The organism is Sabulicella glaciei (genome assembly GCF_026183895.1).
GTDB lineage: Bacteria > Pseudomonadota > Alphaproteobacteria > Acetobacterales > Acetobacteraceae > Roseococcus > Roseococcus glaciei.
This window is the reverse complement of the sequence record NZ_JAPFQI010000027.1, coordinates 19,737-45,440: the sequence shown is the minus strand read 5'-3', so window position 1 is coordinate 45,440 and position 25,704 is coordinate 19,737. Positions and strand designations below refer to the sequence as shown.

Annotated in this window: 32 protein-coding genes; 10 read left to right on the top strand and 22 right to left on the bottom strand. The window is 72.1% G+C overall.

The window, feature by feature from the left end; translation table 11 throughout:
* From OF850_RS21375 to fdxA, 3 genes are all read left to right on the top strand, one after another.
* A partial coding sequence (locus OF850_RS21375) for a hypothetical protein (protein ID WP_456314600.1) occupies positions 1–330 on the top strand: 330 nt, incomplete at its 5' end.
* Between the two features lie 275 nt (positions 331–605).
* On the top strand, positions 606–887 hold the full coding sequence (locus OF850_RS21370; RefSeq protein ID WP_301592355.1) for an RNA-binding S4 domain-containing protein: 282 nt from the start codon (positions 606–608) through the stop codon (positions 885–887).
* A gap of 72 nt (positions 888–959) precedes the next feature.
* Entirely contained in the window at positions 960–1,292 is a 333-nt protein-coding gene (gene fdxA / locus OF850_RS21365; RefSeq protein WP_301592354.1) for a ferredoxin FdxA, read from the top strand.
* A gap of 41 nt (positions 1,293–1,333) precedes the next feature.
* Here the strand turns inward: fdxA and OF850_RS21360 are convergent, their stop codons facing one another.
* Positions 1,334–1,798 (bottom strand): hypothetical protein, encoded by a 465-nt coding sequence (locus OF850_RS21360; RefSeq protein WP_301592353.1) that lies wholly within the window; start codon positions 1,796–1,798, stop codon positions 1,334–1,336.
* 16 nt (positions 1,799–1,814) lie between these two features.
* Here OF850_RS21360 and OF850_RS21355 point away from each other — a divergent pair, with 16 nt between their 5' ends.
* Both OF850_RS21355 and OF850_RS21350 read left to right on the top strand, forming a co-directional pair.
* The gene (locus OF850_RS21355) at positions 1,815–2,585 is read left to right on the top strand and encodes a CarD family transcriptional regulator (RefSeq protein WP_301592352.1); all 771 of its coding nucleotides are present in this window, start codon (positions 1,815–1,817) and stop codon (positions 2,583–2,585) included.
* Entirely contained in the window at positions 2,585–3,001 is a 417-nt protein-coding gene (locus tag OF850_RS21350) for a SufE family protein (protein ID WP_301592351.1), read from the top strand. The genes OF850_RS21355 and OF850_RS21350 overlap by 1 nt, the downstream gene beginning before the upstream one ends.
* Positions 3,002–3,007: 6 nt before the next feature.
* Here OF850_RS21350 and OF850_RS21345 read toward each other — a convergent pair whose 3' ends face one another.
* Genes OF850_RS21345 through OF850_RS21315 form a run of 7 tightly spaced genes read right to left on the bottom strand, consistent with a single transcriptional unit; the run spans position 3,008 to position 9,206 of the window.
* A complete protein-coding gene (locus OF850_RS21345; RefSeq protein ID WP_301592350.1) occupies positions 3,008–3,631 on the bottom strand; it encodes an ABC-type transport auxiliary lipoprotein family protein in 624 nt (207 codons plus the stop codon).
* On the bottom strand, positions 3,628–4,623 hold the full coding sequence (locus OF850_RS21340) for an MlaD family protein (protein WP_301592349.1): 996 nt from the start codon (positions 4,621–4,623) through the stop codon (positions 3,628–3,630). The genes OF850_RS21345 and OF850_RS21340 overlap by 4 nt, the downstream gene beginning before the upstream one ends.
* The gene (locus OF850_RS21335) at positions 4,624–5,373 is read right to left on the bottom strand and encodes an ABC transporter ATP-binding protein (protein ID WP_301592360.1); all 750 of its coding nucleotides are present in this window, start codon (positions 5,371–5,373) and stop codon (positions 4,624–4,626) included. It abuts the gene before it with no gap.
* Complete coding sequence (locus OF850_RS21330) at positions 5,373–6,452, bottom strand: MlaE family ABC transporter permease (protein WP_301592348.1); 1,080 nt, start codon at positions 6,450–6,452, stop codon at positions 5,373–5,375. Before OF850_RS21330 ends, OF850_RS21335 begins: the two co-directional genes overlap by 1 nt.
* Positions 6,452–7,213, bottom strand: coding sequence for a TrmH family RNA methyltransferase (locus OF850_RS21325; protein WP_301592347.1), 762 nt, complete (start codon positions 7,211–7,213; stop codon positions 6,452–6,454). Before OF850_RS21325 ends, OF850_RS21330 begins: the two co-directional genes overlap by 1 nt.
* The gene (locus OF850_RS21320; protein WP_301592346.1) at positions 7,206–8,192 is read right to left on the bottom strand and encodes an Ldh family oxidoreductase; all 987 of its coding nucleotides are present in this window, start codon (positions 8,190–8,192) and stop codon (positions 7,206–7,208) included. Before OF850_RS21320 ends, OF850_RS21325 begins: the two co-directional genes overlap by 8 nt.
* Positions 8,193–8,231: 39 nt before the next feature.
* Entirely contained in the window at positions 8,232–9,206 is a 975-nt protein-coding gene (locus tag OF850_RS21315; RefSeq protein WP_301592345.1) for a Bug family tripartite tricarboxylate transporter substrate binding protein, read from the bottom strand.
* A gap of 125 nt (positions 9,207–9,331) precedes the next feature.
* Between OF850_RS21315 and OF850_RS21310 the strand changes: the two genes are divergently transcribed.
* Positions 9,332–10,429 (top strand): serine hydrolase domain-containing protein, encoded by a 1,098-nt coding sequence (locus OF850_RS21310; RefSeq protein WP_301592344.1) that lies wholly within the window; start codon positions 9,332–9,334, stop codon positions 10,427–10,429.
* On the opposite strand, the gene OF850_RS21305 is transcribed toward OF850_RS21310, so the two are convergent.
* The 6 genes from OF850_RS21305 to OF850_RS21280 are packed head-to-tail and all read right to left on the bottom strand — an operon-like array spanning position 10,419 to position 16,242.
* The gene (locus OF850_RS21305; protein WP_301592343.1) at positions 10,419–11,270 is read right to left on the bottom strand and encodes a ParB/RepB/Spo0J family partition protein; all 852 of its coding nucleotides are present in this window, start codon (positions 11,268–11,270) and stop codon (positions 10,419–10,421) included. The two genes, OF850_RS21310 and OF850_RS21305, sit on opposite strands and share 11 nt — an antisense overlap.
* Positions 11,267–12,085, bottom strand: coding sequence for a ParA family protein (locus tag OF850_RS21300; protein ID WP_301592359.1), 819 nt, complete (start codon positions 12,083–12,085; stop codon positions 11,267–11,269). The genes OF850_RS21305 and OF850_RS21300 overlap by 4 nt, the downstream gene beginning before the upstream one ends.
* Positions 12,072–12,626 (bottom strand): 16S rRNA (guanine(527)-N(7))-methyltransferase RsmG, encoded by a 555-nt coding sequence (gene rsmG, locus OF850_RS21295; RefSeq protein ID WP_301592342.1) that lies wholly within the window; start codon positions 12,624–12,626, stop codon positions 12,072–12,074. The genes OF850_RS21300 and rsmG overlap by 14 nt, the downstream gene beginning before the upstream one ends.
* A gap of 28 nt (positions 12,627–12,654) precedes the next feature.
* Positions 12,655–14,535 carry a tRNA uridine-5-carboxymethylaminomethyl(34) synthesis enzyme MnmG gene (gene mnmG / locus OF850_RS21290; protein ID WP_301592341.1) on the bottom strand — a complete coding sequence of 627 codons (1,881 nt, stop codon included), beginning with the start codon at positions 14,533–14,535 and terminating at the stop codon, positions 12,655–12,657.
* A 20-nt stretch (positions 14,536–14,555) separates the two neighbouring features.
* A complete protein-coding gene (gene mnmE / locus OF850_RS21285; protein ID WP_301592340.1) occupies positions 14,556–15,854 on the bottom strand; it encodes a tRNA uridine-5-carboxymethylaminomethyl(34) synthesis GTPase MnmE in 1,299 nt (432 codons plus the stop codon).
* Positions 15,844–16,242: a (2Fe-2S) ferredoxin domain-containing protein gene (locus OF850_RS21280; protein ID WP_456314594.1), complete on the bottom strand. Its 399-nt coding sequence runs from the start codon at positions 16,240–16,242 to the stop codon at positions 15,844–15,846. Before OF850_RS21280 ends, mnmE begins: the two co-directional genes overlap by 11 nt.
* Before the next feature lie 38 nt (positions 16,243–16,280).
* On the opposite strand from OF850_RS21280, the gene OF850_RS21275 reads away from it, so the two are divergent.
* Positions 16,281–16,754, top strand: a complete 474-nt coding sequence (locus tag OF850_RS21275; protein ID WP_301592339.1) for a methylated-DNA--[protein]-cysteine S-methyltransferase — start codon at positions 16,281–16,283, stop codon at positions 16,752–16,754.
* A complete protein-coding gene (locus OF850_RS21270) occupies positions 16,751–17,725 on the top strand; it encodes a quinone oxidoreductase family protein (RefSeq protein ID WP_301592338.1) in 975 nt (324 codons plus the stop codon). The genes OF850_RS21275 and OF850_RS21270 overlap by 4 nt, the downstream gene beginning before the upstream one ends.
* Positions 17,726–17,749: 24 nt before the next feature.
* Here OF850_RS21270 and OF850_RS23810 read toward each other — a convergent pair whose 3' ends face one another.
* The 3 genes from OF850_RS23810 to OF850_RS21255 all read right to left on the bottom strand — a co-directional run bounded on the left by OF850_RS23810 (position 17,750) and on the right by OF850_RS21255 (position 20,185).
* Entirely contained in the window at positions 17,750–18,517 is a 768-nt protein-coding gene (locus tag OF850_RS23810) for a GNAT family N-acetyltransferase (protein ID WP_301592337.1), read from the bottom strand.
* A 216-nt stretch (positions 18,518–18,733) separates the two neighbouring features.
* Positions 18,734–18,970 (bottom strand): hypothetical protein, encoded by a 237-nt coding sequence (locus OF850_RS21260; RefSeq protein WP_301592336.1) that lies wholly within the window; start codon positions 18,968–18,970, stop codon positions 18,734–18,736.
* 123 nt (positions 18,971–19,093) lie between these two features.
* Positions 19,094–20,185, bottom strand: a complete 1,092-nt coding sequence (locus tag OF850_RS21255) for a TRAP transporter substrate-binding protein (RefSeq protein WP_301592335.1) — start codon at positions 20,183–20,185, stop codon at positions 19,094–19,096.
* 69 nt (positions 20,186–20,254) lie between these two features.
* Between OF850_RS21255 and OF850_RS21250 the strand changes: the two genes are divergently transcribed.
* Positions 20,255–20,440 (top strand): hypothetical protein, encoded by a 186-nt coding sequence (locus OF850_RS21250; RefSeq protein WP_301592334.1) that lies wholly within the window; start codon positions 20,255–20,257, stop codon positions 20,438–20,440.
* 503 nt (positions 20,441–20,943) lie between these two features.
* A complete protein-coding gene (locus tag OF850_RS21245) occupies positions 20,944–21,627 on the top strand; it encodes a PEP-CTERM sorting domain-containing protein (RefSeq protein WP_301592333.1) in 684 nt (227 codons plus the stop codon).
* An 88-nt stretch (positions 21,628–21,715) separates the two neighbouring features.
* On the opposite strand, the gene OF850_RS21240 is transcribed toward OF850_RS21245, so the two are convergent.
* The 5 genes from OF850_RS21240 to OF850_RS21220 all read right to left on the bottom strand — a co-directional run bounded on the left by OF850_RS21240 (position 21,716) and on the right by OF850_RS21220 (position 25,666).
* Positions 21,716–22,183 carry a 23S rRNA (pseudouridine(1915)-N(3))-methyltransferase RlmH gene (locus tag OF850_RS21240; protein WP_301592357.1) on the bottom strand — a complete coding sequence of 156 codons (468 nt, stop codon included), beginning with the start codon at positions 22,181–22,183 and terminating at the stop codon, positions 21,716–21,718.
* The gene (gene rsfS, locus OF850_RS23805; RefSeq protein WP_368044716.1) at positions 22,180–22,923 is read right to left on the bottom strand and encodes a ribosome silencing factor; all 744 of its coding nucleotides are present in this window, start codon (positions 22,921–22,923) and stop codon (positions 22,180–22,182) included. Before rsfS ends, OF850_RS21240 begins: the two co-directional genes overlap by 4 nt.
* A gap of 21 nt (positions 22,924–22,944) precedes the next feature.
* Positions 22,945–23,499, bottom strand: coding sequence for a nicotinate-nucleotide adenylyltransferase (locus tag OF850_RS21230; protein WP_301592332.1), 555 nt, complete (start codon positions 23,497–23,499; stop codon positions 22,945–22,947).
* A complete protein-coding gene (locus OF850_RS21225) occupies positions 23,496–24,344 on the bottom strand; it encodes a 2-keto-4-pentenoate hydratase (RefSeq protein WP_301592331.1) in 849 nt (282 codons plus the stop codon). Before OF850_RS21225 ends, OF850_RS21230 begins: the two co-directional genes overlap by 4 nt.
* A gap of 62 nt (positions 24,345–24,406) precedes the next feature.
* Positions 24,407–25,666, bottom strand: a complete 1,260-nt coding sequence (locus OF850_RS21220; RefSeq protein ID WP_301592330.1) for a glutamate-5-semialdehyde dehydrogenase — start codon at positions 25,664–25,666, stop codon at positions 24,407–24,409.
* Between the last annotated feature and the right edge of the window lie 38 nt (positions 25,667–25,704).

Sequence of the window (25,704 nt, the reverse complement as noted above, 5' to 3'; positions counted from 1 at the left end):
GAGGCGGGCGAGGCTCCGCAGGAGGCGCGTGGACCCCGGCCCGATCGCGGCCCGCGCCGCGACCGCCCCTTCCCCGGCAAGGGCGGCCCGCGCCGCGAGGATCGGGGCGACCGTCCGCAGGGCGACCGCCCGCCGCGCCCCCAGGGCGAAGGCCCGCGCCAGGAAGGGCGCCGCGACGACCGCCCCCGGCGGGACGACCGGCCGCGCCGCGACCGCGACGACCGCTTCGGCAAGGGCGGGCCTGAGACGCGCACCTTCCACGAGGACCGTCCGGCCACCACGGCGGAGGACAGCCCCTTCGCGGCGCTGCTGAAGCTGAAGCTCAAGTGAGCTAGCGCGGAGGCGGATGGCGGCGCAGCGCTCCTCCAGCGCCCAGGCGCCGCGTCCCGCGCGGGGCAGGGGGCTTCCGTGTCCAGGAGGGGACCTCGGTGCCCGGCTGGAACAGCCGCAGGGCGAGAAGCAGGGGAACGAGCGCCCATTTCATCCGGCTCGCGCCGCAGGATCCTGCGTCGCGAAGCTGGACGAAGCCGGGCATCCCCGGGACAATAGGGGCGCATGGTCCCTGGGCAGGAAGGGGGCGCATCCCCGCTGGGGAGCAGCGCCGCGTGACGGAAGTCCCGGAGGATTTCCTGCGCCTCGACGCCTGGCTCTGGCATGCGCGCGTCGCCAAGACCAAGGGGGCCTGCGCCCGGCTGATCGAGGCGGGCGGGTTCCGGCTGAACCGTCAGACCGTTTCCAAGGCGCATGCGCGGGTGCGGGTGGGCGACGTGCTGACCTTCGCGCTGGGCGAGCGGGTGCGGGTGTGGCGCGTGCTGGACCTCGGCGAACGGCGCGGCCCCGCTTCCGAGGCGCAGGCGCTGTATGAGGAGATCGCGCAGGAGGGCTGACCTGCGCCCGCTGGACAGGCCCCGCGCGAGGGTCCAAATCACCCGCCATCGCCGCCTTCCCGGAGTGCGCCCGTGACCTATGTCGTCACCGAGAACTGCATCAAGTGCAAGTACATGGACTGCGTGGAGGTCTGCCCCGTGGACTGCTTCTACGTGGGCGAGAACATGCTGGTCATCCATCCCGACGAGTGCATCGATTGCGGCGTGTGCGAGCCGGAATGCCCGGCCGAGGCCATCCTTCCCGACAGCGACGACCGCGCGACCCCCTGGGCGGAGCTGAACCGCGACTACGCGCAGAGCTGGCCCAACATCACCCGCAAGGGCGAAGCGCCGCCCGACGCGGATGAATGGAAGGACAAGCCCGGCAAGAAGGCGCTGTTCAGCCCCGAGCCCGGCAAGCCCTGAGGGCAATGTCGCGCCGGGCGTGACCCGGGGCGGTTTTTGTGCTACCTTGGCTGGATGGCATGGCATGGTCCGGGGCAACCGGACCGGCCCCCCAATCCGTTCGGCACCCAAGGAGCAGAGAGCCCCATGGCCACCGCCCGCAAGGCCCCGAGCAAGACCGCCAAGGCCCCGCCCCCGCCATCCTCCCGGCGTCCCAAGCCGATGGCGCGGGCTGCCGCGCCCAAGCCTGCCACGAAGCCGGGCAAGCCGGCCAAGGAAAAGCTGAAGGCGCAGGCCGCGCCCGCCAAGGCCCCGTCGGCCAGGGCCCAGCCGGCCCCGGCCACCAAGTCCCCGGCGCCGAAGGCCGCGACGCCCCGGCCCACCCCGCCTCGCCCGGCGGCGAAACCCGCCGCCCCCGCCACCCGGACCACCCCGGCCAAGAGCGCCGCTCCGAAGCCCACTCCTCCGCACCCCGTCACCCCGAAGCCCGCCCCGGCCCCGCCGAAAGCGGCTTCGGTCCAGTCCAAGGCAGTTTCCCCACCCGTGACCCCTCCCAGGAAGACCGAGGCCCCTTCCCCCAAGCCCGCCCGCAAGGCCGAGGCGCCGAAGAAGCCCGAGGCGCCGATGCCGGAAGCCCCGGCCGCCGAGGCCGCGCCGCCTGAGGCGCCGCCCGCGCCGCGCCCCACCATCATCGTCGCGGCGCCGACCGGCCCCGCGCGGCCCGGCATGGGCCGCCCGGGCGCGCCGCCCTCCTTCGCCGTGCGCAGCCCCGGCCGTCCCGGCTTCGCCGAGGGCCAGGCCGCGCCGCCGCGCCCGCCCGCCGCCAAGGTGGAGCTGAAGGCGGGCGACCATGTCGTCTACCCGACCCATGGCGTCGGCCAGGTGCAGGGCATCGAGACGATCGAGGCCGCCGGCCACGCGCTGCAGATGGTCGTCGTCACCTTCGAGGAGAACCGGATGACGCTGCGCGTCCCGGTCAACAAGATCCCGACGGCCGGGCTGCGCAAGCTGTTCACGCCCGTGGAGTTCGAGGCGGCGATCGACACGCTGAAGGGCAAGGCGCGGATCAAGCGCACCATGTGGTCGCGCCGCGCCCAGGAATACGAGGCGAAGATCAACTCGGGCGATCCGATCCAGATCGCGGAGGTGGTGCGCGACCTCCAGCGCAATGCCGGCCAGCCCGACCAATCCTTCAGCGAGCGGCAGATTTACGAGCAGGCGCTGGAGCGTCTGGCGGCGGAATACGCGGCGATCGAGAAGATCGACAAGGCCGAGGCCAGCGAGCGCCTGGTGGCCTTCGCCAAGTCGGTTTGATGGCGCGCCCCACGGTCGAGGACACCGTCGCCGAGCTGGAGGAGAACCTGTCCTTCTTCGACGAGGAGGATGACCGCTACCGCTGGCTCATGGAACTGGGGCGGGAGCTGGAGCCCCTCGCGCCGGGAGAGATGGTGGAAGCCAACCGCGTGACGGGCTGCCAGTCGCGCGTGTGGCTGGTCAGCGGGGTCGAGGACGGGCGGCTGCGCTTCCGCGCCGCCAGCGACGCCGCCTTCGTGCAGGGCGTGCTGGCCATGCTGCTGCGCATCTTCGACGACCGCCTTCCGGAGGAGATCCTGGAGGCCGATCCCGGCTTCCTTGGGCGGCTGGGGCTGAGCCTGTCGCGCCGCAACGGCGCGCACGCGGTGTTCGGCCGCATGGCCTCGGCGGCGCGGGCGGTCCAGGCCGCCGGCTAATCCGGCTCAGCGGCGCCGGGACGCCGCAGCGTTGCCGCGCGGGATGTTGGTGGCCAGCCATTGCTCCAGCCGCGCGAAGGACTGGCCCAGGGCGGCCCGCATCGCGGTGGCCTCGTCCGAGGGCTCCGTGCCAGAAACGGGAACCTCGGCCTCCACCACGGTCTGGGCCAGGACCTGCGGCGCGGAGATCGGGTTGGCGCTGTTGCGCAGCAGCAGCGCGCCCATCCCGGCCCGCGCCACCGTGCCGAAGCGTTCCAGCCGCGTCAGCTCCGCCTCCAGCACCAGCGGCGCGGCGAGCCGCGTCCCCGGTGCCGCCACGGCGGGGAACAGGCCGCTTTCCCGCAGCCAGTCGCGCAGCGCCGACTCCGCCAGCTCCGCCGGCGGGCCGACCCATTCGTCATAGGGCGCGACCTCCAGCGAGTGATCGGGACGCAGCCGCCGCAGCCCACGTGAATCCAGACCCGGCCCCGCGGAAACCGAGCGCAGCAGCAGCGCCTGCCCCTGCGAGCGCCGCGGCCGCCCCTCGCGCTGGGGATCGAGGGCGTAGCGCCGCGTCTCGATATAGGGGCGGCTCGGCAGGACCGAGCAGCCCGAGAGAAGCAGGAGCAGGGGGAGGTGGCGTCGGTTCATCGTCTCCGGTCCGGCGGTGGCGGCGCGCCCAACAGCAACTGGGAGGGTGAGCGCCGCAGCGCCTCCGTGGTTTCGCGCAGGTTGGAAGTGGCGGCGCGAAGGTCGCGCAGGATGGGGGCGAGGTCGGCCTGCACGTCGCCGATCGTCGCATTGACGCGCCCCACCGTGCGCGGCAGCACCTGCGTGGTCCGGCGCAGATCGGCCATGGCGCCGTTGAGCGCCGCCAGCGCCTCGCGCACGTCGCGGCCCTCGGTCAGGCCGCGCACCCCGGCGGCGGCGCCACGGATCTCATCCACCGCCCCGGGCAGGTCCGCGCGCTGCGCCTGGCCGCGCAGCTCCGAAAGCAGCGCCGAGGCGTCGCGCAGCACCGCGGTGATGTCGCCCTCCTGCACGCGGGAGCGCAGATCGGTGAGGAGGCCGTTGAGGTTCTCCAGGATGCCGGTGACATCCACGTTCTCGAAGCGGCGCAGCAGCGTCTCCGCCGCGCTCTGCACCTGGGCGGTGGTGGAGGGCTGGGCCGGGATCACCGGGAAGCGCGGCTCCCACGGCACCCAGCCGGGCGGGAAGCGCTCCGGGTCCACGTAGTCCAGCTCGATGTAGACGACGCCGGTGATGCCCTGGGTGGCGAGGCGGGCGCGCAGTCCCTCGTTCACCGCATCGGGCAGGCTCGGGATGTCGCCGACCCGCGACAAATCCACGGCGAAGCGGACGAAGACCAGCTGGAAGCCGCTGGCGAAGGCCTCGCCGCGCGTGCGGCGATACTCGGCCGAGGCGAGGCCGATCTCCGTCACGCGCCCCACCTGCACGCCGCGGTACCGCACGGGCGAGCCGGTCTCGAGACCCTGCACGCTTTCGCGCGAATAGGTCTCGAAGACGCTGTCGCCGCTGCGCAGCCGGTCGCCGGTCAGGAACAGCACGACGCCGGTCAGCAGCGCAGCGCCCACGAGGACGAGCGCGCCGACCGAGGCCTGGATGCGCCGCATCGACGGCATCTACAGGGCCTCCCGGTGAAAGAAGGCGCGCACCGTGGGATGCGTGGATTCCTCCTTCAGCCGCTTGGGGTCGCCTTCCGCGATCATGCCGCGCGCCTCCTTGTCCAGCATGATGCAGCGATCCCCGATGGCCAGGATGGATTGCAGCTCGTGCGTCACCACGACAAAGGTCGTGCCGGTTTCCCGCGCCAGCGAGAGGATGAGTTCGTCGAGGCCCGCCGAGGTGATGGGGTCGAGCCCCGCGCTCGGCTCGTCCAGGAACAGGATCTCGGGGTCGAGCGCCATGGCGCGGGCGATGCCGGCGCGCTTCACCATGCCGCCGGAGATCTCTGCCGGCAGGCGCGTCGTGGCGTCGCCCAGCCCGACGAGGCCGAGCTTGGAGCCCGCGACCAGGGCGCGGGCGTCGTCGGGCAGGGCGGTGTGCGCCTCGATGGGCAGCATCACGTTCTCCAGCAGGTTGAGCGAGCCGAGCAGCGCGCCCGATTGCCACATCACGCCGATGCGGCGCAGCAGGTCGCGCCGCGCCTGTCCGGCCAGCCGCGCGATCTCCTCCTCCAGCACGGCGATGCGGCCCGCGCTGGGCGGCATCAGCCCGATCAGCAGCTTCAGCAGCGTGGACTTGCCGCAGCCCGAGCCGCCGAGGATGACGAAGATCTCGCCGCGCCGCACCTCGAAGGACACGTCCTGGAAGACGGTGTTGGTCCCGAAGCGCATGGCGACGTCCTCGGCCCGGATCACCGCTTCCGTCATCACCAGCCCAGCCGGAAGAAGAGCACGGCGAAGAGGCCGTCCAGCACCACGAGCGACACGATGCCGCCCACCACCGCCATGGTCGCCGCGTCGCCCACGGCGCGCGGCCCGCGCCCCGCCGAAAGCCCCGAGCGGCAGCCGATATAGCCGATGACTAGGCCGAACACGGCGGCCTTCGCGAGGCCGCCCGTCACGTCGCCCAGGCTCAGCCATTGCCGCAACTGGTTCGCCACCGCGACGGGCGGGTAGCCCAGCGTCGCCATGACGATGCCCATGCCGACGATGCCGGTGACGGTCATCACCAGCGCCAGCACCGGCATGACCATCATCGCCGCGGCGACGCGCGGCAGCACCAGCCAGGCGACGGGGTCGAGGCCCATGGTGCGGATCGCGTCCACCTCCTCGTTCACCTTCATGGTGCCAAGCTCTGCCGCATAGGCCGAGGCGGTGCGGCCCGCCAGCACGATGGAGGCGAGGAGCGGCCCGAGCTCGCGCGCCAGCGAGATGCCGACCAGCTGCGGGATGAAGATCTCCGCGCCGAACTGGCGCATGGGGATGGAGGACTGGAAGGCGAGGATCACGCCGATCAGCACGCCCAGCAGGACGCAGAGCGGAAAGGCGCGCGTGCCCGCCTCGTCCAGGTGGCGCACCACCTCGCGCCAGCGCAGGCGCCAGGGGCGCAGCGCGGTGGCGCTGCCCGCCAGCACCGTCTCGCCCAGGAAGCGCAGCCTTTCGCGAAGCCCGCCGGCCTGCGCCACGAAGGGCGCGCCGATCTGCGCCAGCCAGGGCAGGGGCTTCGGCGCGGCGGGCGGCGAGACGCGCTCGAGCCCGGCGCGGAACCGGCGCAGGACGAGGCGCGGCGCTTCCGCCTCCGGCTCCCGCCATTCCGCGCCTTCGCCCAGCCCGGCGAGCAGGGCGGCGCCGGCGGAGTCCATCGCCTCCACGCGCCGCGCATCCACCACGAAGCGCCCGCGCGCCGCGCGGTGCGCCGCCTGCCACGTGCTGGCGGCGGCGGCGGCGTCGAGCCGGCCGGAGAAGCGCAGGACCGGGACGCCGTTCTCCGTGTCCGTCTCAAGCATCAGGAGCGCAAGGCGTGCAGCAGCACTGCGGTTGCGGCGGCGACGTTGAGACTTTCCACCAGATCGGAACCCTGAAGGGTCACGCGCGCCCCGCAGGCCTCCAGCGTGCCGGGCAGCGGCCCGCCTTCCTCGTTGCCGAGCACGAGGGCGATGGGCTTGCTGCGCGGGATGGATTCGGGCGGGACGCCGCCGCGCGCCACGGCGGCGACGGCGAGGAACTGGCCCGACAGGCGGCGCAGCGTGGTGGGGAGGTCTTCGGCGCGGAACACGGCCAGGTGCTCCAGCGCGCCCTCGCTGGTGCGGAAGGCGGCGTCGGACAGGTCGGCCTGGCGCGCATCGCCGGAAAGCAGCATGGCGCGGGCGCCGAAGAAGGCGGCGGTGCGGGCGATGGCGCCGAGATTGTGCGGGTTGCCGATCCCGTCCAGCACGGGCAGCACCCGCCCGGCGAAGAGCACGGGCGGCGGCGGCATGGGCAGGGGCTCCGCCCTTCGCAGGGCCGCCAGGGCCATGATGCCGCCATGGTGCTCCGTCCCGGCGAGGCGCGCGAGGCGGTCCGGCGGAACCTCGTCATAGGGGCGGCGGTGGCGGGCGAGGTAGCGGCACAGCGGGCCGGCGACAGGGCGCCGCGCCTCCACGTAGTTCAGCGCCAGCACCTGCTCCGGCCGGCGCAGGAACAGGGCGCGCACGGCGTTGACGCCGCAGATGCGCTGGAAGTCGCGCTGCGCCGCGCGGCGCTCGGCGGGGTGGCGCTCCTCATGCATGGGCGAGCAACGCGTCGGGAACCGGGATGCCGTCGCGCGCGGCGGCCTCGCGCAGGGCGTCGCGGCGGGATCCGGGCAGGCGCACCCCCTCGTCACCCAGCATGGCGGAAACCAGCGCCTCCATCCGGTCGAGGAAGGCATCGGTCCCGGCCAGGGCGCCGGGGTCGATGGCCAGCAGGGCGTGGCCCAGGCGCGGCGGGTTGGGCGAGGGGGCGAAGAAGCTGTCCGCCTCGAAGCCGAAGGCGGCGCCGCCGAGGGCGACGCAGAGGATCTCCACCACCAGGGCCAGGGCCGCGCCCTTGGTGCCCCCCATGGCCAGCATGGCGCCGTCCAGCGCGGCCTTCGCGTCGGTGGTGGGTTGGCCCGCGCCGTCCAGCGCCCAGCCCTCCGGGATGGGGCGGCCTTCCTTGGCGGCGACCATGATCTTGCCGCGCGCCACCTCCGACAGGGCGAGGTCCACCACGAGCGGCGCGGCCGCGCGGCGCGGAAAGGCGGCAGCCACCGGGTTGGTGCCCAGCAGCGGCCGCTTCCCGCCCGGCACCGGCATGGCATAGGGCGAGTTGGTGAAGGCCAGCGCCACCAGCCCCGCCTCGGCGAGGCGCCGCACCGGAAGGGCCATGGCGCCGGCATGGTGGCTGTTGGTCACGGCGACAAAGGCGACGCCCTGGGCGCGGGCGCGCTTCTCTGCCTCCCGCTCCGCGAGGTCGAGGGCGGGAAAGGCAAGGCCGTTCCCCGCATCCACCAGTGCCGCCCCGCCCTTCTCGCGCACGACGCGCGGCACCGCCGCCCCGTCGGCGCGGCCTTCCTGGAGAAAGCCCGCATACTGGGCGATGCGCGACAGCCCGTGCCCGCCCTGCCCTTCAGCCTCGGCCGCCACGAGGGCAGCGGCGGCCGAGCGGGCCATGGCGGGGCTGGCCCCCGCCGCCTCAAGGGCGCGGGCGGCGAGGCGTTGGGCTTCGGCGAGGGGCAGGCGAACCATGCCGAAGCTTCAAGCGCGGATGCCGTCCCGCGTCCAGCGTCAGGCGTCGACCCGGATCCCGGCTTCGCGCACCAGCCGCCCCCAGCGCTGCACCTCTTCCGTCAGGAATGTCTTGGAGCGATCGCTGTCCCAGCCCAGCACGTCGAACCCGCCTTCCTCGGCGCGGCGTCTGGTGTCGGGGTCGCGGATCGCGGCCAGGGTGGCGCGCTCGATCTCCCCCAGCACCGGGCGCGGCACGGCGCTGTTGGTCAGCATGGCCGTCCAATTGGTCATGGCAAGGCCGGGCGCACCTGCTTCCGCCACGTGCGGGATGTCCGGGACGAGGCGGTGCCGCTCCGCCCCGGTGATGGCGAGGCCGCGCAGCCGCCCGGACTGGATCTGCGCCAAGCACTCCGGGAGGTTGGACACCATGAAGTCGAGATTGCCGGCGACGAGGTCGGTGACGCCTGGCGCGCCGCCGCGATACGGCACGTGGGTGATGTTGCCCCCCGCTTCGGCGACGCGGCGCACCAGCTCCAGCCCCAGATGCGGCGGCGAGCCATTGCCGGAAGAACCCGCATTGGTCTGCCGCGTGCGGACATGCTGCAGGAAATCCGGCAGGGTCCGCAGTGGTGAGTTGCTGTTCACCACGATGACGAGGGGCAGCGAGCCCAGCAGCGAGACGGGGGTGAAATCCTGCTCCAGCCGATAGGGCGCGTTGGGGAAGAGCGAAACGTTCACCGCATGGGTGAGGGTGATGGCGAGCAGCGTGTGCCCGTCCGGTGGCGACTTGGCGGCGGCATCGGCGCCGATCAGCGCGTTGCCCCCCGCGCGGTTTTCCACCACCACGGGCTTGCCCCAGGCCTCGCCGAGGCGCTGCGCAACGAGGCGCGCCATGATGTCGGTGAGGCCAGCCGGGGTGAAGGGCACGATGTAGCGGACTGCCCGGTCCGGGAAGTTCGTTTGCGCCCGCGCCGCAGGGGCGGCCAGGGCGAGGGCCGGCAAGGCGAGAAGCGTTCGGCGGTTTGCACGCATTGTCTTGTAGATTCCTCCTGGGGAAAAACAGCGATTTTCTGTCGTTGATTGGAGCCGGGCCTGCCGGCTCTTGTCCAGCCTAGCGCCTCCTGGCCTGATGCAGGCAAGCAGGAAGGACGCGCCCCATGGATTTTCCCCTCCCCGAGACCACGCCGGATGCGGTCGGGCTTGACGCCGCGCGGCTGGAGCGGATGTGCCGGCGTGTGGAGGCCGACATCGCGGAGGGGCGGCACCCCGGCGCGCAGCTGGCGGTGGCGCGGCATGGGAAGATCGCGCTGTTCCGCAGCTTCGGCGAGGCGGCGAAGGGCCGTGCCGCCACCGACGAGACGCTGTGGCTGCTCTACTCCAACACCAAGGTGGTGACGGCGGCCGGGCTCTGGGCACTGGCGGAAGACGGGGTGATCTCGCTGACCGACCCCATCGCGCGGCACCTGCCGGGCTTCGAGGCCGGGGGCAAGGGCGACATCACCTTCGTCCAGCTGCTGACGCACCAGGGGGGCTTTCCCTCCGCCGCCATCCCCGAGGAATGCTGGGAAGACCCCGAGGCGCTGCGCCGCACGGTCTGCGCCTTCCCGCTGGAGTGGGAGCCCGGGTCGCGGGTGCGCTACCACCCAGCCTCGGCGCATTGGGTGGCGGCGGCGGTGATCCGCGCCGTCGCCGGGGAGGATCATCGCGAATTCCTGCGCCGCCGGCTGATCGCGCCGCTGGGGCTGGAGCGGGAGTTGTTCGTGGGCCTGCCGAAGCGGGAACAGACCCGCGCCGCCGACATGCACGACCCGGACGGGACGCCGCGTCAGCCCGAATGCGGTGCGGCGCATCGCGCGGCCGGCGTGCCGGGCGGCGGCGGCTACGGCACGGCGCGGGCCATGGCCGCCTTCTATCAATGCCTGCTGGCGGGCGGCGCGCCGATCCTGTCGCGCCGGGTGATCCAATACGCGTTGCGGAACCGTACGGGCGACCGGGTGGACGAGTATAACGGCATCCCGATGCATCGCGGGTTGGGACCGCATCTGCGCGGCACCACGGCACATATCCGCGGCATCGGCACGCTGGCGCACCCCGACAGCTTCGGCCATGGCGGCGTCGGCTCGTCCTATTGCTGGGGCGACCCGGATTCCGGCGTATCCTTCGCCTTCCTGTCCAACACCCGCGCGGACGAGGAATTCCACGTCGCCCGCATGGAGCGGCTGAGCAACATGGTGCACGCCTCCATCAGGGAGTGAGGAGGCGGACGATCCCATCGAGCTGGTCGAGGTCGCGATAGGACAGGACCACCTGCCCACCCTTGCCGCCATGGCGGATGCTGACCTTCAGGCCGATCCGCATGGAGATGTCCCGCTCCAGCCGGCGCGTCTCGGCATCAGGCTCGGCGCGGGGCGCGCGGGGCGGCACTTCGCGAGAAGCGGCCAGCGCCTCGGCCTGGCGCACGTTCAGGCCGCGATCCACCACCGCCAGGGCCAGCGCCTCCGGATCGCGCGCCGTGAGCAGGGCGCGGGCATGGCCGGCGGTCAGCGCCCCATCGCGCAGGAGGTCGCGGACGCGCTCCGGCAGGTTGAGCAGGCGCAGCGTGTTGGCGACGTGCGGGCGGCTCTTGCCGACGATCTTTGCCAGGGCGTCCTGCGTCAGGCCGAATTGCTGCGTGAGTCGGCCATAGCCCTCCGCCTCTTCCAGCGCGTTCAGGTCCTGGCGCTGCAGGTTCTCGACCAGGCCGGCGGCCATCGCCTCGCGGTCGGAAAAGTCGCGCACCAGGGCTGGGACCTCGTGCAGCCCCGCGCGCTGCGCCGCGCGCCAGCGACGCTCGCCGCCGATGATCTGGAAGCGCGACGGATCACCCTTGGCAGGCCGGACCAGGATGGGCTGGAGGACGCCATGCTCGCGCATGGAGGCGGCGAGTTCCTCCAGCGCCGCCTCGTCCATCGCCTCGCGTGGCTGGAACGGCCCGGGCTCCATCGCCGAGACGGAAAGGTTGCGCAACCCGGTGCCGGGCGTGGTGGCGACAGCGGAAGCGGCCTCGCCCAAGAGGGCCTGGAGACCCTTGCCGAGGCCGCGCGGCTTCTGGCTCATGCCGGTGCCCCCTGCCTGAGGCGCGCGCGGTGGCGGCGCACCAGTTCCGTGCCCAGCTTGGCATAGGCCTCGGCGCCCGGGGAACGCGGGTCGTAGAGCGTCACCGGCATGCCGTGCGAGGGCGCCTCGGAGACGCGCACGTTGCGCGGGATCACCGTGTCGAAGACCTGCTCGCCAAACACGCCGCGCACGTCGCCCGCCACGGCCTCGGAAAGGTTGTTGCGGCGGTCGAACATGGTCAGCACGATCCCTTCCAACCGCAGCGCCGGATTGAAGCCGCGCCGCACGCGCTCCAGCGTCTGCACGATCTGCGACACGCCTTCCAACGCGTAGAACTCCGTCTGCAGCGGCACGAGAACGGAATCGGCGGCGACCAGCGCGTTGAGCGTGAGCAGGCCAAGCGAGGGCGGGCAGTCGAGCAGCACCCATTCGACGCCGCGAAGCGCCTCCGAGCCGGAGGTCAGCGCCCGGCGCAGGCGGGCCTCGCGCCCCTCCATGTCGGCCAGTTCCAACTCAGCCCCGGCGAGGTCCGGATCGGCGGGCACGACGGAAAGATTGGCGATGGCGGTGCGGCGCGTCACCTCGGCCAGGGGGCGACCTTCCGTCAGCAGCGCGTGGCTGCCTGGCGCGCGGTCGGAGCGCGGCAGGCCAAGGCCCGTGGAAGCATTGCCCTGCGGGTCGAGGTCAAGCAGCAGCACCTTGTGCCGCAGCGCAAGCGCGGCGGCGAGGTTCACCGCCGTGGTGGTCTTGCCCACGCCCCCCTTCTGGTTGGCGAGGGCAAGGATGCGGCAGGGTTTCGGGTCAGGCACCGGCAGGGCGGATCTCGCTGAGGCGGAGGAGGACGGAGTCGGGCGCGGCGCGGCTCGGGAACCGCTCCACCCGCATCAACCAGTGTGGCGCAGCCTCCGTCAACTCCGCATCGACGTTGCGGCCCTTCGGAAAGACCGCAATGCCGTCGGGCGCAAGGAGGCGATGGGCATGGCCCAGCAAAACGGCAAGCGGAGCCAGGGCGCGAGCGGTCACGGCGGCGAGCGGAGGCAGTTGGACGGCCTCGATCCGCGCAGGATGGACGGTGACATGCGGCAGGTCGAAGCGCCGCGCCGCCTCCAGCAGGAAGGCCGCCTTGCGACGGTCTGACTCGACCAGATGGAGTGGCGCCCTTCGCATCATCGCGATGACGATGCCTGGCAGTCCGGCCCCAGAGCCGAGGTCGGCGGCGGGGCCGTCAACCGGCAGGAGCGGCAGAAGCTGCAGACAATCTTCGATATGACGCGCACGCAGGCTCGGGACGTCGCGTGGGCTGACGAGGTTGATGCGCGGGTTCCATTCGCGGATCAGTGCCTCGTAGGCCTCCAACGCCCCCCCTGTTTCACGTGAAACGCTTTCAGGCTGTTTCACGTGAAACAGTCCCTTGTCGGCGGAGGTGGACGGCGAGTGCGGCAAGGGCAGCGGGCGTGATGCCCGGCAGGCGGCCTGCACGCCCCAATGTGTCCGGCTGGGCGCGGCTGAGGCGATCCTGCATCTCCCGGGAAAGTCCAGGAACCATGGCAAAGTCAAGGCCCCGGGGGATCGACGTCCGCTCCTCGCGCGCCAACCACTGCCGCTCCTGCTCCTGCCGCTCCAGATAGGGTGCATAAAGCGCCTCTGCCTCCAGCCAAGTCCGAACGCAGCCGTCCAGATCGCGAAGCCAGGGGAAGAGGCACTTAGCCGCCTCAGGCGTCACGCCGGGCAGCGACAGGGCCTCCAGCGCGCTGCGGCGGCGGCCATCCTGATTCACCAGGGCGCCGGCCGCGGAAAACTGCGTCGGCGTTGCCCCTTCCTGCCGCGCCCGTGTCAGCGCCTCCATGCAAGCCGCCGCGAACCGGCCGTGCGCGGCTCTCCGCTCCGATCCGATGCAGCCCCAGGCCTCGCCGTGGTGCGACAGGCGCATCGCCGCATTGTCGGCCCGCAGCGCAAGGCGATGTTCTGCTCGGGCCGTCAGCATGCGGTAGGGTTCGCTGACGCCGTGCAACGTCAGGTCATCCACCATGACGCCCGCATAGGCCTCGCCGCGCGCGAGGACCGCTGGAGGTTCCATGCTGCCGCCAGCCCGGTGCGCAGCGTTCACGCCAGCGAGCAGCCCCTGCGCTGCCGCTTCCTCGTACCCCGTCGTGCCGTTGATCTGCCCGGCCAGGAACAGGCCGACGAGGTTGCGGCATTCCAGCGAAGGATGCAGGGCCCGTGGGTCCACATGGTCGTATTCGATGGCGTAGCCGGGGCGCAGGATCACCGCGCGCTCCAGCCCCGCCATGCTCGCGATCATCGCCGCCTGCACCTCTTCGGGAAGGCTAGTGGAGATGCCGTTGGGATAGACGGTGCGGTCGTCGAGGCCTTCGGGTTCCAGGAAGATCTGGTGGCGTTCCTTGTCCGCGAAGCGCACCACCTTGTCCTCCACCGAAGGACAGTAGCGCGGACCGACCCCCTCGATCCGCCCGCCATAAACGGCGGAAAGATGCAGGTGTTCGCGGATGATGGCGTGGGTGTTCGGGTTGGTGTGGGTGATACCGCAGGCGACCTGCGGGTTGGTGATGCGCTGGGTGAGGACGGAGAGCGGCTCCGGCACCGCATCGCCCTCCTGGCGTTCCAGCGCCGCCCAGTCGATCGTGTCGCCATCCAGTCGCGGCGGGGTCCCGGTCTTTAGGCGACCGAGTGGCAAGCCGAGCCGCTCCAACGTCAGCGCCAGCCCGACCGAGGGCGCCTCATCTACGCGCCCGGCCGGAATGCGCTTTGTCCCGACATGGATCACGCCGCGGAGGAAGGTGCCGCTGGTGATCACGGCAGCCCCGCAGCGGATGCGTCGGCCCGATGCCGCCGCAACGCCCTCCACGCGCCCGTCGCGCAGGATCAGGTCCTCGGCCGCGTCGGCCTCGCAGGTCAGCCCGTCCTGCGCCGCCAGGAGCCCCTGGATGGCCGTGCGGTACAGGGCACGGTCCGCCTGGGCGCGCGGCCCGCGCACTGCCGGCCCCTTGGAGCGGTTGAGCAGCTTGAAGTGGATGCCGGCCGCGTCGGCCGCGCGACCCATCAGCCCATCCAGTGCATCCACCTCGCGCACCAGATGACCCTTGCCGATGCCGCCGATCGCAGGGTTGCAGGACATCTCGCCGAGGCGCGCGAGGTCGTGCGTCAGCAACAAGGTGCGGGCACCGCAACGCGCGGCGGCGGCGGCGGCCTCGCAGCCGGCATGCCCTCCGCCAATCACCACCACATCATACGCCGCGTCCCACATGGGCGCGGCATCTACCACATTCACTTGCCGATGCAGAACTCGCCGAAGACCTGATCCAGCACTGCTTCCACGTCCACGCGCCCGGTCAGCCGCGACAGCGCGCGCAGCGCCGCGCGCAAGGCTTCGGCGCGCAATTCGGGCAAGGGCGCCGTTTCCAAATGGGCAAGCCAGGACACCGCTTCGCCGATCGCGGCGCGGTGGCGTGGACGGGTGAGGCCCGCCGCCTCGTTCATTCCTGCCAGGCGCGCCGCCTCCCGCTCCAGCGCCGCGCGCAACAGCGGCAGGCCCTCGCCCGTGGTGGTGGAGACCGGCAAGGCACCCGCGAGCACCGGCGGGCCGAGGTCGCTCTTGCTGCCCACCAGCAGCGCATCCTCGTCGCGCAACGAAAGGGTCGCGGCGTCCGGGGCGGTGTCGGCGGCGAAGACCAGCAGGCGCAGGGCCGCACGCTCCGCACGCGCGAGGGCGCGGTGCACGCCCTCCGCTTCGATCTCGTCCGACGCCTCGCGCAGCCCAGCCGTGTCGGCCAAGGTGACGGGGACGCCGCCCAGCACCAGCCGCACCTCCACCACGTCGCGCGTGGTTCCGGCGCGGGCGGAAACGATGGCCGCCTCGTGCCCCGCCAGCGCGTTCAGCAGCGACGACTTGCCGGCATTGGGCGCACCCAGGATGGCGATGGACAGCCCTTCGCGCAGCCTTTCCTCGCGTGCGGACTCCGCCAGGGAAGCTTCCAGCTCGCGCCGCAGCGCTGCTGCCTCCGTCGTCACCCGGATGTCCAGGTCGTGCGGCAGATCCTCGTCCTCGAATTCGATGAAGGCTTCCTGGCGCGCCAGGAGACGCAGCAGCTGCCCCGTCCAGGCGGCCTCGCGCGTCGCCAGCCCGCCCTCCGCTTGGCGCAGCGCTTGACGCCGCTGCGCCTCCGTCTCTGCGCTGACCAGATCGGCGATGCCCTCGGCCGCGGTCAGGTCCAGCTTGCCATGCAGGAAGGCGCGGCGCGTAAACTCCCCCGGCTCCGCCGGTCGGGCACCGAGATCGGCCAGGGCCTCGGACACGGCGGCCACCACGGCGGGGCCGCCATGCAGGTGCAGCTCAACGGAGTCCTCGCCGGTGAAGGAGCCGGGGCCCGGGAACCAGAGCACCAGCGCCCGGTCCAGCGCCTCGCCGCGGTGGCGCAGCCGCCGCAACGTCGTCATGCGCGGCGCCGGCAGGCGTCCGGCCAGCGCTTCCAGCAACGCCGCGCTGCGCGGGCCGGAGATCCGCAGCACCGCCACCGCCGCCCGCCCCGCACCGGAGGCGAGGGCGAAGACGGTGTCAGGCGACATGCGTCTCCGTCAGCATCAGCCGCGGCACGCGCCCGCCCTTCACGAGATGCGCCTCCAGCACCTCGTCCACCTCCTCGCGGGTGCGGACCTGGTACCAGACGCCTTCCGGATAGATGACAAGGGTGGGGCCGAACTCGCAGCGATCCAGGCAGCCCGCCTGGTTCACGCGCACGCCTTTCAGTCCGAGTTCCTTGGCGCGCGCCTTCATGTAGTCGCGCAGCGCCTCGCTGCCGCGCGCGGCGCAGCTTCCGCGCTTGTGGCCGTCCGGCCTGCGGTTGCAGCAGACGAAGACATGGGCACGGAAGAAGGGGGGCGGGTCGGGCTGGTCCATGCCCCGATCTAGGTGCGGCGGCGTGTCCCGCCCAGCCCCGGCCTCCGTGTTCCTCACGCTTGACGCCCGGTGGGCGGCAGTGCTGCATCCGTGCCATGCCGCAGCTGTCGCTCCACACCCCGCTTGGCGAAATCACGGTCACGGAGGAGGAGGGCGCCATCGTCGCGCTCGACTGGGGCCGTGGGCGCGACCAGGAAGCGACGCCCCTCCTCGAGGCGGCGCGCGACCAGCTCCACGCCTATTTCGATGGCGAGAGGACGAGTTTCCAGTTGCCCCTCGCGCCCCACGGCACCGCCTTCCAGCGCCGGGTCTGGGCGGCTTTGTGCCGCATCCCCTCCGGCACCACCTGTTCCTATCTGGAGGTGGCGCGGGAGGTCGGCTCGGCCCCGCGCGCGGTGGGTCAGGCCAATGGCCGCAACCCCATCCCCATCATCATCCCCTGCCATCGGGTCATCGCCGCGGATGGCGGCGCGGGGGGCTATTCCGGCGATGGTGGGTTGGATACCAAACGATTTCTCTTGGCCTTGGAGGCCCAATCCTTGTCCATCACACGGGGAACCCCGGCATGAACCACGCGATCCGCATTCACGAAAATGGCGGCCCCGAGCAGATGCAGTGGGAGGAAGTGCCGCTCCCCCGTCCCAAGCCGGGCGAAGCGCTGGTGCGTCAGCACGCCGTCGGGTTGAACTACATCGACGTCTACTTCCGCACCGGCCTCTACAAGGCGCCCGCCCTGCCGGCGACGATCGGCATGGAAGCCGCCGGCGTGGTCGAGGCGGTGGGCGAGGACGTCAGCGAAGTCGCAGTGGGTGACCGCGTCGCCTACGCCACCGGCCCGATCGGCGCCTATGCCGAGGCGCGGACGCTGAAGGCGGATCGTCTCGTCAAGCTGCCGGACAACATCAGCTTCGAGCAGGCGGCGGCCTTCATGCTCCAGGGCATGACCGCGCAGTACCTGCTGCGCTCGACCTACCGAGTGAAGGAGGGGGAGACGATCCTGGTCCACGCCGCGGCGGGCGGCGTCGGCCTGATCATGTGCCAATGGGCCAAGCACCTCGGCTGCACGGTGATTGGCACCGTCTCGACCGAGGCGAAGGCGGAGCTGGCGCGCGCAAACGGCGCCGACCACGTGGTGCTGGCCGGCGAGGACCTGCCGGCGGCGGTGAAGCGCATCACCGGCGGCGCCATGCTGCCCGTGGTCTATGACAGCGTCGGGCGCGACACCTTCATCCCTTCGCTGGACTGCCTCGCGCCCTTCGGCGTCATGGTCTCCTTCGGCAACGCGTCTGGCCCGGTCCCGCCGGTGGATATCGGCATCCTTGCCGCCAAGGGGTCGCTCTTCCTGACCCGGCCGACGCTCGCCACCTACACGGCGAAGCGCGAGGATCTGGTCGCCGCGGCGCAGGACGTGTTCGACGTGGTCGGCTCGGGCGCGGTGAAGATCGCCATTAACCAGCGCTACCCGCTGCGCGAAGCCGCCCAGGCGCATCGCGACCTGGAGGCCCGGAAGACCACCGGCTCGACCATCCTTCTGCCGTAAAATTTCCGGCGGCGGCGAAACCCGTCATTCGGGGGAAAGATACCGGTAGCGGTAGCTTTCCCCAAACCCCATTCCGGTGTTGAGCGCGATGGACGCGTCATTCGTCGCGCTCACCTGCAAGTATGCGTGGGTGCAGCCCTGCCCGATGGCCCAGTCGGCGCCGGCTGCCACGATGCGCCGCGCCAGGCCCCGCCGCCGCGCCTCCGGCCGCACCGCAAGGTCGAAGATGCCGCAGAGCGGACCGTCAGCCACCACGAACAGGCTCGCCGCATCCTCCGGCAGCAGCCAGGCGCAGGGCACGGTCATCAGCGCCGCGCCTTCGCGCTTCTCGCGCCGACGCGCTTCCACTTGATGCTCCGCGGTGGCCAGCACGGCCATCCAGCGCTCCTCCGGCGCGGCCAGCACCTCCAGCGCCGCCTCCGGTCGCGCGACGGGGGCGAGCGGACCGTGCAGCACCAGGGATTCGTCGTATTCTCGCCATCCTGCCTCTCGCGCCGCCTCGACGAGGCCGGGCGGGTCGAGCGGCGTGGAGCGCAGGCGTGGGCGGATGCCCCACGCGCCATGGAAGCGCCGCACCTCCTCCAGCATCGCCGCCGGGTCGGAGACGGGGTCGGGAGAGAGCGAAACGGCGGCATTGGCGCGGCCGGTCCCGCCATGGAAGGCGCGCAGCACCAGCGGCCCCAGGAATCGCAGGCGCGGAGCCGGGACGGCATACAGCGTGGCGCGCTCGATGGCCAGGATGAGGCCAGCGAAGGAAAGGGTCGAGTGGATCGCGGGAGGAACTGGTGGCACGGCGGGAAGATGAAACAAGCTTGATGCAACCGGAACCCCTCCTGTGACATTATTGTCTCAGACGCGGGGTTGCCGTCGCTGCCCTCTCACTCTCCAGCGATCTGGCGCACTGCACCCCGATATGCCTGGCATCCCGCGTCGCCCTTCCTCCGACGATCACGTTCCGCCCTGGGGCCTGCGCATGCAGCGGGACCGCCGAAGCGGCCCCGCACGCCTTCAGTAGCGGCGCTGCGGCGTGGTCAGCACGCCCGTGGCCGCGCCCACCGCGCCGCCAGTCACCGCCCCGATCGCCGCACCCGAGCCGCCGCCGGCCAAGCCACCAACCGCCGCGCCCGCGCCCGCGCCAATCAGGCCGCCGCCGGCTGCGCGCTGGCCTTCGCTATAGGGGTTGGTGCAGGCCGCGGTGCCGAGAAGGGCCACCAAGCCGCCCGCCATGCAAAGCTTCTGGAACATACACATCCTCCAATCCAATGCTGACCCGGCAGTGAGCCGGCGCCTGGGGGCCTAACGCAGAAAGCCGCGCCAGGGCTGGCGCGGCTTTCCCGATACGGCCGGAAGGAAGGCGTCAGCCGCCCATCAGCCGCCTTGCGCGGTGGCGGCGAAGGCGAAGTTGTCGAAGGAGTTCTCGGCCACGCGGAACCACTGGAACAGCTCCGCGCGATAGGGGCGGTAGCTTTCCCAGATGGTGCGGAAGCGCTGGTTCTGCCCGGCGAGCTCGGCCATCAGCGCCTCGTTGGCGCGCCAGGCCGACTGCATCACCTCGCGCGGGTAGAAGCGCAGCTGCGCGCCCCCGGCGACGAGGCGGCGCAGCGCCTGCGGGTGCAGGTGGTCGTAGCGGCTCACCATCTCGCTATCCGCCTCGGCGCAGGCGATCTGCAGCGCGTCCTTGTAGAGCTGCGGCAGCGCCTCGTAGGCGCGGCGGTTGGTCATCATGTGCAGCCGCGCCGCCGGCTCGAACCAGCCCGGGGCGTAGTAGAAACGCGCCACGCGGAAGAAGCCCAGGCGCTCATCGTCGTGCGGGCCGGTGAACTCCGTCCCGTCGATCACGCCGCGCTCCAGCGCCGGGTAGATGTCGGCCGGGGCGGTGAGCTGCGGCGCCGCGCCCATTGCCTGGAAGACGCGCCCGGCGAGGCCGGAGATGCGGAACTTCAGCCCCTGCACGTCCTGCAGGGAGCGGATCTCGTTGCGGAACCAGCCGCCCATCTGCGCGCCCGTGTCGCCGGCCGGGAAGCCGACGATGTTGTAGTCGGCGAAGAGCTGGTCGGCGAACTGGTTGCCGCCGCCGTGGCGCAGCCAGGCCGTCAGCTGGCGGGTGTTCAGCCCGAAGGGAACGGCGGTGAAGAAGGCGAAGCCCGGCTCCTTGCCGATATACCAGTAGGAGGCGGTGTGGCCGCACTCGATGGTGCCGTTCTGCACCGCGTCCAGCACCTGCAGCCCCGGCACGATCTCGCCGGCGGGAAAGGGCGTGATGCGGAACCGGTTCTCCGTCAGCGCCGCGACGCGGTTCCCGATGCGCTCCGCCGTGCCGTAGAGCACGTCCAGGTTGCGGGGGAAGGAGGATTGGAAGCGCCAGCGCACCTCGGGATGGGTCTGGGCGACGGCAGGGGCCGCCAGGAGGGCGGCGGGGGCGGCCGCGGCGGCGGCGCCCAGGACGAGACGGCGATTCATGGAATTCGGTTTCCTCCAGGCGGGACGACTCGCGCCGCATTACCGAAATCCGCGTCCGCCCGGAAGGGCGTGCGCAACCGCGTCTCGGCTTCCCTCGTTCGGGCGGTTCGATACACCATGGTGGACAAGCAAGACGTGAAAAGCGCCCTTTCTCCCGAAACCCTGCCTCATGGCGACCCTGCTGAGGAGCAGGTCGTCGCCGACAGCCTGTCGCCCGACGAAATCCGTGACCTGATCGAGGAATGGATGGGCTAGAACGGCCCCCGCTTGTCGCGTCCCGGCATCCCTTGACGCCTACAGCAGCAGAACCCGCCGGAAATCATTCCAACCAGAGCCCCAGCTTGGTGCCGCTCTGCGGAGCGGGGTGCTTCGCGGCGGAAGCGAGTCCAGCCTTCCTGGTCGCATCACGCGCGGTGGCTGACATCGTGCCTCGAAAGGAGCGCGCGGCTTCTCGACGCATTGCCCTGGCCTAGAGGCGGGTCCGTCAGGCGAACTGCCTTTTCGTGACTCCCGCAGCGGCTTGTCTTTTGTGAGATTCGGCGCGCCCACGGCGGATCATCGCTGGATTACGATTATTCGCAAGGATGGAGTCGGATTTCTTTACGGTCCTCGCTGAATGGCTGGCTTGATGGGTTCAACTCCTTGCAAACCCTCGATTCCCGATCCTGGCACGGCTCTTGCTTAGTCTTCGGCATAGACCAGTCCACGCGACGCAGCCCAAAGCTTCGGGCCTGCCGGGAAAATTTGGGAGACTTGAAATGAACTTTCTGAAGACAGCCGCCTGCGCCGCTCTTCTGGCCACTTCCTTCGCGCTGCCCTCGCACGCCTCGCTGATCTATGCAGGCACCATCGATCTCACCGGCACGGGTCTCGGCAACGTGCCGACGGTTCTCACCCTGCAGTCGCCTGGCAACAGCACGTCCGAGACCGGCGCTGTCAGCTGGAACGGCACGCAGGACGTCCGCACCGGCGACGCCCTGACCGGCGCCTCGCAGACGAAGACGGTCGCCATCGGCAGCCTTGCCCCGATCACGGCGGCGGATCTGCGGATCGTCCTCAATGCCCAGGAGCCCGGCAACGCCGCTGCGAACAGCATCACCCTGTCCAACCTGGTGATGACCATCTACAGCTCCACCGGCACCGCCCTGTGGAACTCGGGCGCCTTCGCCTCGGTGGACTTCCCCCAGACCTTCACGGGTACTGGCAACTCGGGCTTCGCCTTCCGCCTCGATGCGCAGCAGGCGGCCGACGCCCAACAGTACTTCAACGACGGCACCAACCGCATCGGCCTGCTGGCGACGCTGAACAACGCCACCGGCGGCCCGGAGACCTTCTTCGCGCTCTCCCTGGCCGCGCCGACCCCGGTTCCGGCTCCTGCTGGCCTCGCCCTGCTGGGCGCCGGCCTGCTCGGCCTCGGCCTGGTGCGCCGCAAGGCCGTCTGAACAGTCCCCCCCGCTGGACCCTCCCCCCGGGGGTCCAGACAGAGCGCTCCGGCCCCACAAGGGCCGGAGCGTTTTTGTTTGGGGGGCCTCAGCCCCCCGGCCGCCATTCCCGGTGATAGGGATGGTTCGCGCGGATGCATTGCGCGCGGAACAGCTGCTCCGCCAGCAGCGCCCGCACCAGCAGATGCGGCCAGGTCAGCGGGCCGAGCGACAGCGCCGCCTCTGCCTGCGCGGTCACCGAGGGGTCCAGCCCCTCCGCGCCGCCAATGGCGAAGCAGACCGGCCGGGCAGTTTCCTCCCAGCGGGCGCAAAGCCGCGCCAGCGCTTCGGAGGAGGGTGCCTGCCCGCCCAGATCCAGCGCGACCAGCAGGGCGCGCGGCGGCAGGGCGGCAAGGATGGCCTGCGCTTCCCGCGCGCGGATCTCGGTCGGCGCGCCCCGCCCTTCCGGAAATTCCTGCAGGGTGAGGGGCGGACGCAGCCGCGCATTGTACTGCGCGAAAAGCGCCGCCTCCGCGCCGGCCTTGAACCGCCCGACGGCGAGGAGGCGCGCCTTCAGATCGGCGACACCTCGCCCGGGCCCGCCTCGCCGAGCGGGGAGTCGGGGCCCCACATCTTCTCGAGGTCGTAGACCAGCCGCGCCTCCGGCTTGAACAGGTGGATGACGAGGTCGCCCGCGTCGATCAGCACCCAGTCCTCGCTCGCCTGCACCGCGTCCTTGCGCAGCTTCAGCCCTTCCTTGCCCAGCGCCTCGTCCAGATGCGCGGCCATGGCCTGGATCTGCCGGTCGGCGAGGCCGGTGGCGATGACCATGCGGTCGGTGAAGGAGGCGCGGCCGGTGACGTCCAGCACCGTCACGTCCTCGGCCTTGTCGTCCTCCAGGCTCTTCACCGCGGCGACGACCAGCCGGTCCAGTCGGCCGGGATCGGCGGGCGGGCCCTTGCGTCGCGCGGCGCGCGGGCGAGGCCCCGCGGCGGAAGCGGCCTTGGTGTCCTTGGCGGGGCCGGGCGCGGGCTTCGCTGCCTCCGGCTTCGCGGCGCGGCTGCGCGGTGTGGCGCGCACATCGGCCGTGGTGGGGGCGAGGCGCGCGCGCTCCGGCTTCGCCGCCGTCTTGGTCGTGCCCGCGCGCTTGGCCGGCGCCTTGGCGGTGGCCGTCCGGCTGGACTTCGCCTTGACGGCCTTCGGCCGCCCGGAAGGCGTTCGGCTGGCGCCGGCCTGCTTGGCGGGCGCGGCCGCGGGCCTCGCCGTGCGCGACGCGCTCGGCTTGCGGGGCTTCGAATCGTCGGTGCTGCGCGCCATGCGGCCTCCCTGACCTCGTGTCTAACCTAACGCGCCCGAGCGGATCGCGGTGGCGGAAATGCTGCGCTCGGCGGCGGGCACCAGCGCCCATTCGCCGCCCTGGCGCAACAGCGCCGGTGGACGGCGCCCGTGCCGCAGGACGGAGGCGACCGGACCGCGCAGCGCCCGGCGCGTGTAGCCCGGCCGGGGCAGCACCGCCAGCGGGGCCAGGCGCAGCACCTCGCGCCAGCGGCGCCAGCGCGGCAGCTGGATCATGTTGTCGGCGCCGATCACCAGCACGAACAGGAGGCGCGGGAAGCGCCGCCGCAGCCGCGCCAGCGTCCGCACCGTGTGGCGCGTGCCCAGGCGACTCTCCAGGTCGCACGCCACGATACGCACCCCGTCGGCGATGCGCCGCGCGGAGGCGAGGCGCTCGCGGAACGGCGCCATGCCTGCGCGCGGCTTCAACGGATTGCCCGGCGAGACGAGCAGCCACACCTGGTCGAGCCGCGCCGCGCGCAACGCCACCTCCGCGACGTGGCGATGCCCGGAATGGGCGGGGTTGAACGACCCGCCCAGCAGCCCGATGCGCCTCAACGCGTCCGCACGGCCACGCTCACCGGCTGGGCCATCAGCCCCTCGTAGCGCACGGTGTAGGTGCGCCCCGCCTCCGTCGGCAGGGCCGGCGAGAAGCCGCCGAGCGAGATGAGGTCGCCGACGCGCAGCCGCTTCCCGCGGCTCGCGAGGTCCTGCGCCAGCCAGGGCAGCACGTTGAGCGGGTGGCCGAGCAGCGCGGTGCCGGGCGCCCGCGCCAGTTCGCGCTCGCCATTCTCCAGGACCACGGTCATGGCGGCGAGGCGGCGGGCGAAATCCTCGCTCGCCTCCACCGGGATCGGCTCGCCCACCACGCCGAGCCGCGCGCCCACGTTGATCGCCAGCAGGTTCGGCCCGTCCATGCCCTGCGCCAGCACGAGGTCCGGCATCTCGATGAAGGGGATCACCTGGTCGATGGCGCGCAGCACGGCCATGTGGTCGCGCGCGTCGTTGATCGCCTCGGAGGAGACGCGGACGATGAGGTCCGCCTCCACCGTCGGCACGGAGCCGAAGCGGGCCGGCACCTCGGCGCCCGAGCGGTTGCGCACCGTCGCCTCGTAGATGATTCCGGTGACGGGGTGCGAGACGCCGAAGCGCTGCTGCGCCGCCGCATTGGTCAACCCGACCTTGTAGCCCACCGGACGGCCCCACTCGCGCGACAGGATGGCGACCAGCCGGTCCTGCGCGCATTGCCCGTCGGGCAGGCCAGTCATGCCCGTGAGCGGCTGCGCCGGCTGGTTCGCCAGCAGCGAGCGCGCGAGGCCCTGGACCGCCGCGTCGTCGGGGCAGGCGGCGAAGGCAGGCGCCGCGAAGGCGAGAGCGGCGGCAGCGAGAAGCAATCGGCGCAAGGACGTTCCTCCGGTTTCCCGCGCGCAGCTTGCCGCGCGCAGGAATGGGAGGGAAGGGCGCGTCAGGGCCGGATCTGCCCGTTCCCCGTCACGCGGTAGCGATAGGTGCAGAGCTGCTCCAGCCCCACCGGGCCGCGCGCGTGCATGCGGCCGGTGGCGATGCCGATCTCCGCGCCAAAGCCGAACTCGCCGCCGTCGCAGAACTGGGTGGAGGCGTTCCACAGCCCCACGGCGGAATCCAGCCCCTCCAGGAACTGCTCCGCCGCCGCCGCATCCTCCGTGATGATCGCCTCCGTGTGCTCGGAGCCGAAGCGGCGGATATGCGCCAAGGCACCCTCCACCCCGTCCACCACCGCGATGCTCAGCATCGCGTCGAGCCATTCGGTGGCGAAATCCTCCTCCGTTGCGGCGGGGAGCTCGGGGCAGATCGCGCGGGCGCCCGCATCGGCCTTGAAGCCGCAGCCCAGCGCCGCGAGATCGGCGACCAGGAGCGGCAGCAGGGATTCCGCCACGGGCGCGTCCACCAGCAGCGTCTCGGTCGCGCCGCAGATGCCGGTGCGGCGCATCTTGGCGTTGGCGACGACCCGCCGCGCCATCTCCGGGTCGGCGGCGCGGTGGACGAAGCTGTGGCACAGCCCCTCGGCATGGGCGAGGACGGGCACGCGCGCCTCGCGCATCACCCGCGTCACCAGCCCCTTGCCGCCGCGCGGGATGATCAGGTCGATCAGCCCCGCGGCGCCGAGCATGGCGCCCACGAAGGCGCGGTCCTGGGTCGGGGCGAGCTGGATGGCATCCTCGGGCAGCCCGGCCTCGCGCAGCCCGTCGCGCAGGCAGGCCGCGATCGCGCGGGCGGAGTTCGCGGACTCGCTGCCGCCACGCAGGATCACGGCGGAGCCGGCCTTGAGGCACAGCCCGCCCGCATCGGCGGTGACGTTGGGGCGGCTTTCGAAGATCATGCCGATCACGCCCAGGGGCTGCGCGACGCGGCGGATGGCGAGGCCGTTGGGCCGCGTCCATTCCGCCAGCACGCGGCCGACCGGGTCGGGCAGGGCGGCGATCTCCTCCAGCCCTTTCGCCATCGCCTCCACCCGCGCGGGGTTCAGGGTCAGGCGGTCGGTGAAGGAGTCCGACAGGCCGGTCGCGGCGGCGAGGTCGGCGGCATTGGCCGACAGGATCTCCGCCGACTGGTCGCGGATCGCGGCGGCGGCCGCGCGCAGCGCCGCGTCCTTGGCCGGACCCGGGGCGCGCGCCAGGCTCGTGGCCGCCGCGCGCGCGGCGCGGGCGGTGGAATCGATGAGCAGGGCGGGGTCGGCGGCGTTCACGGCGTTCGGGCTCCAGCGGGGGCGGCGGACGATACGGC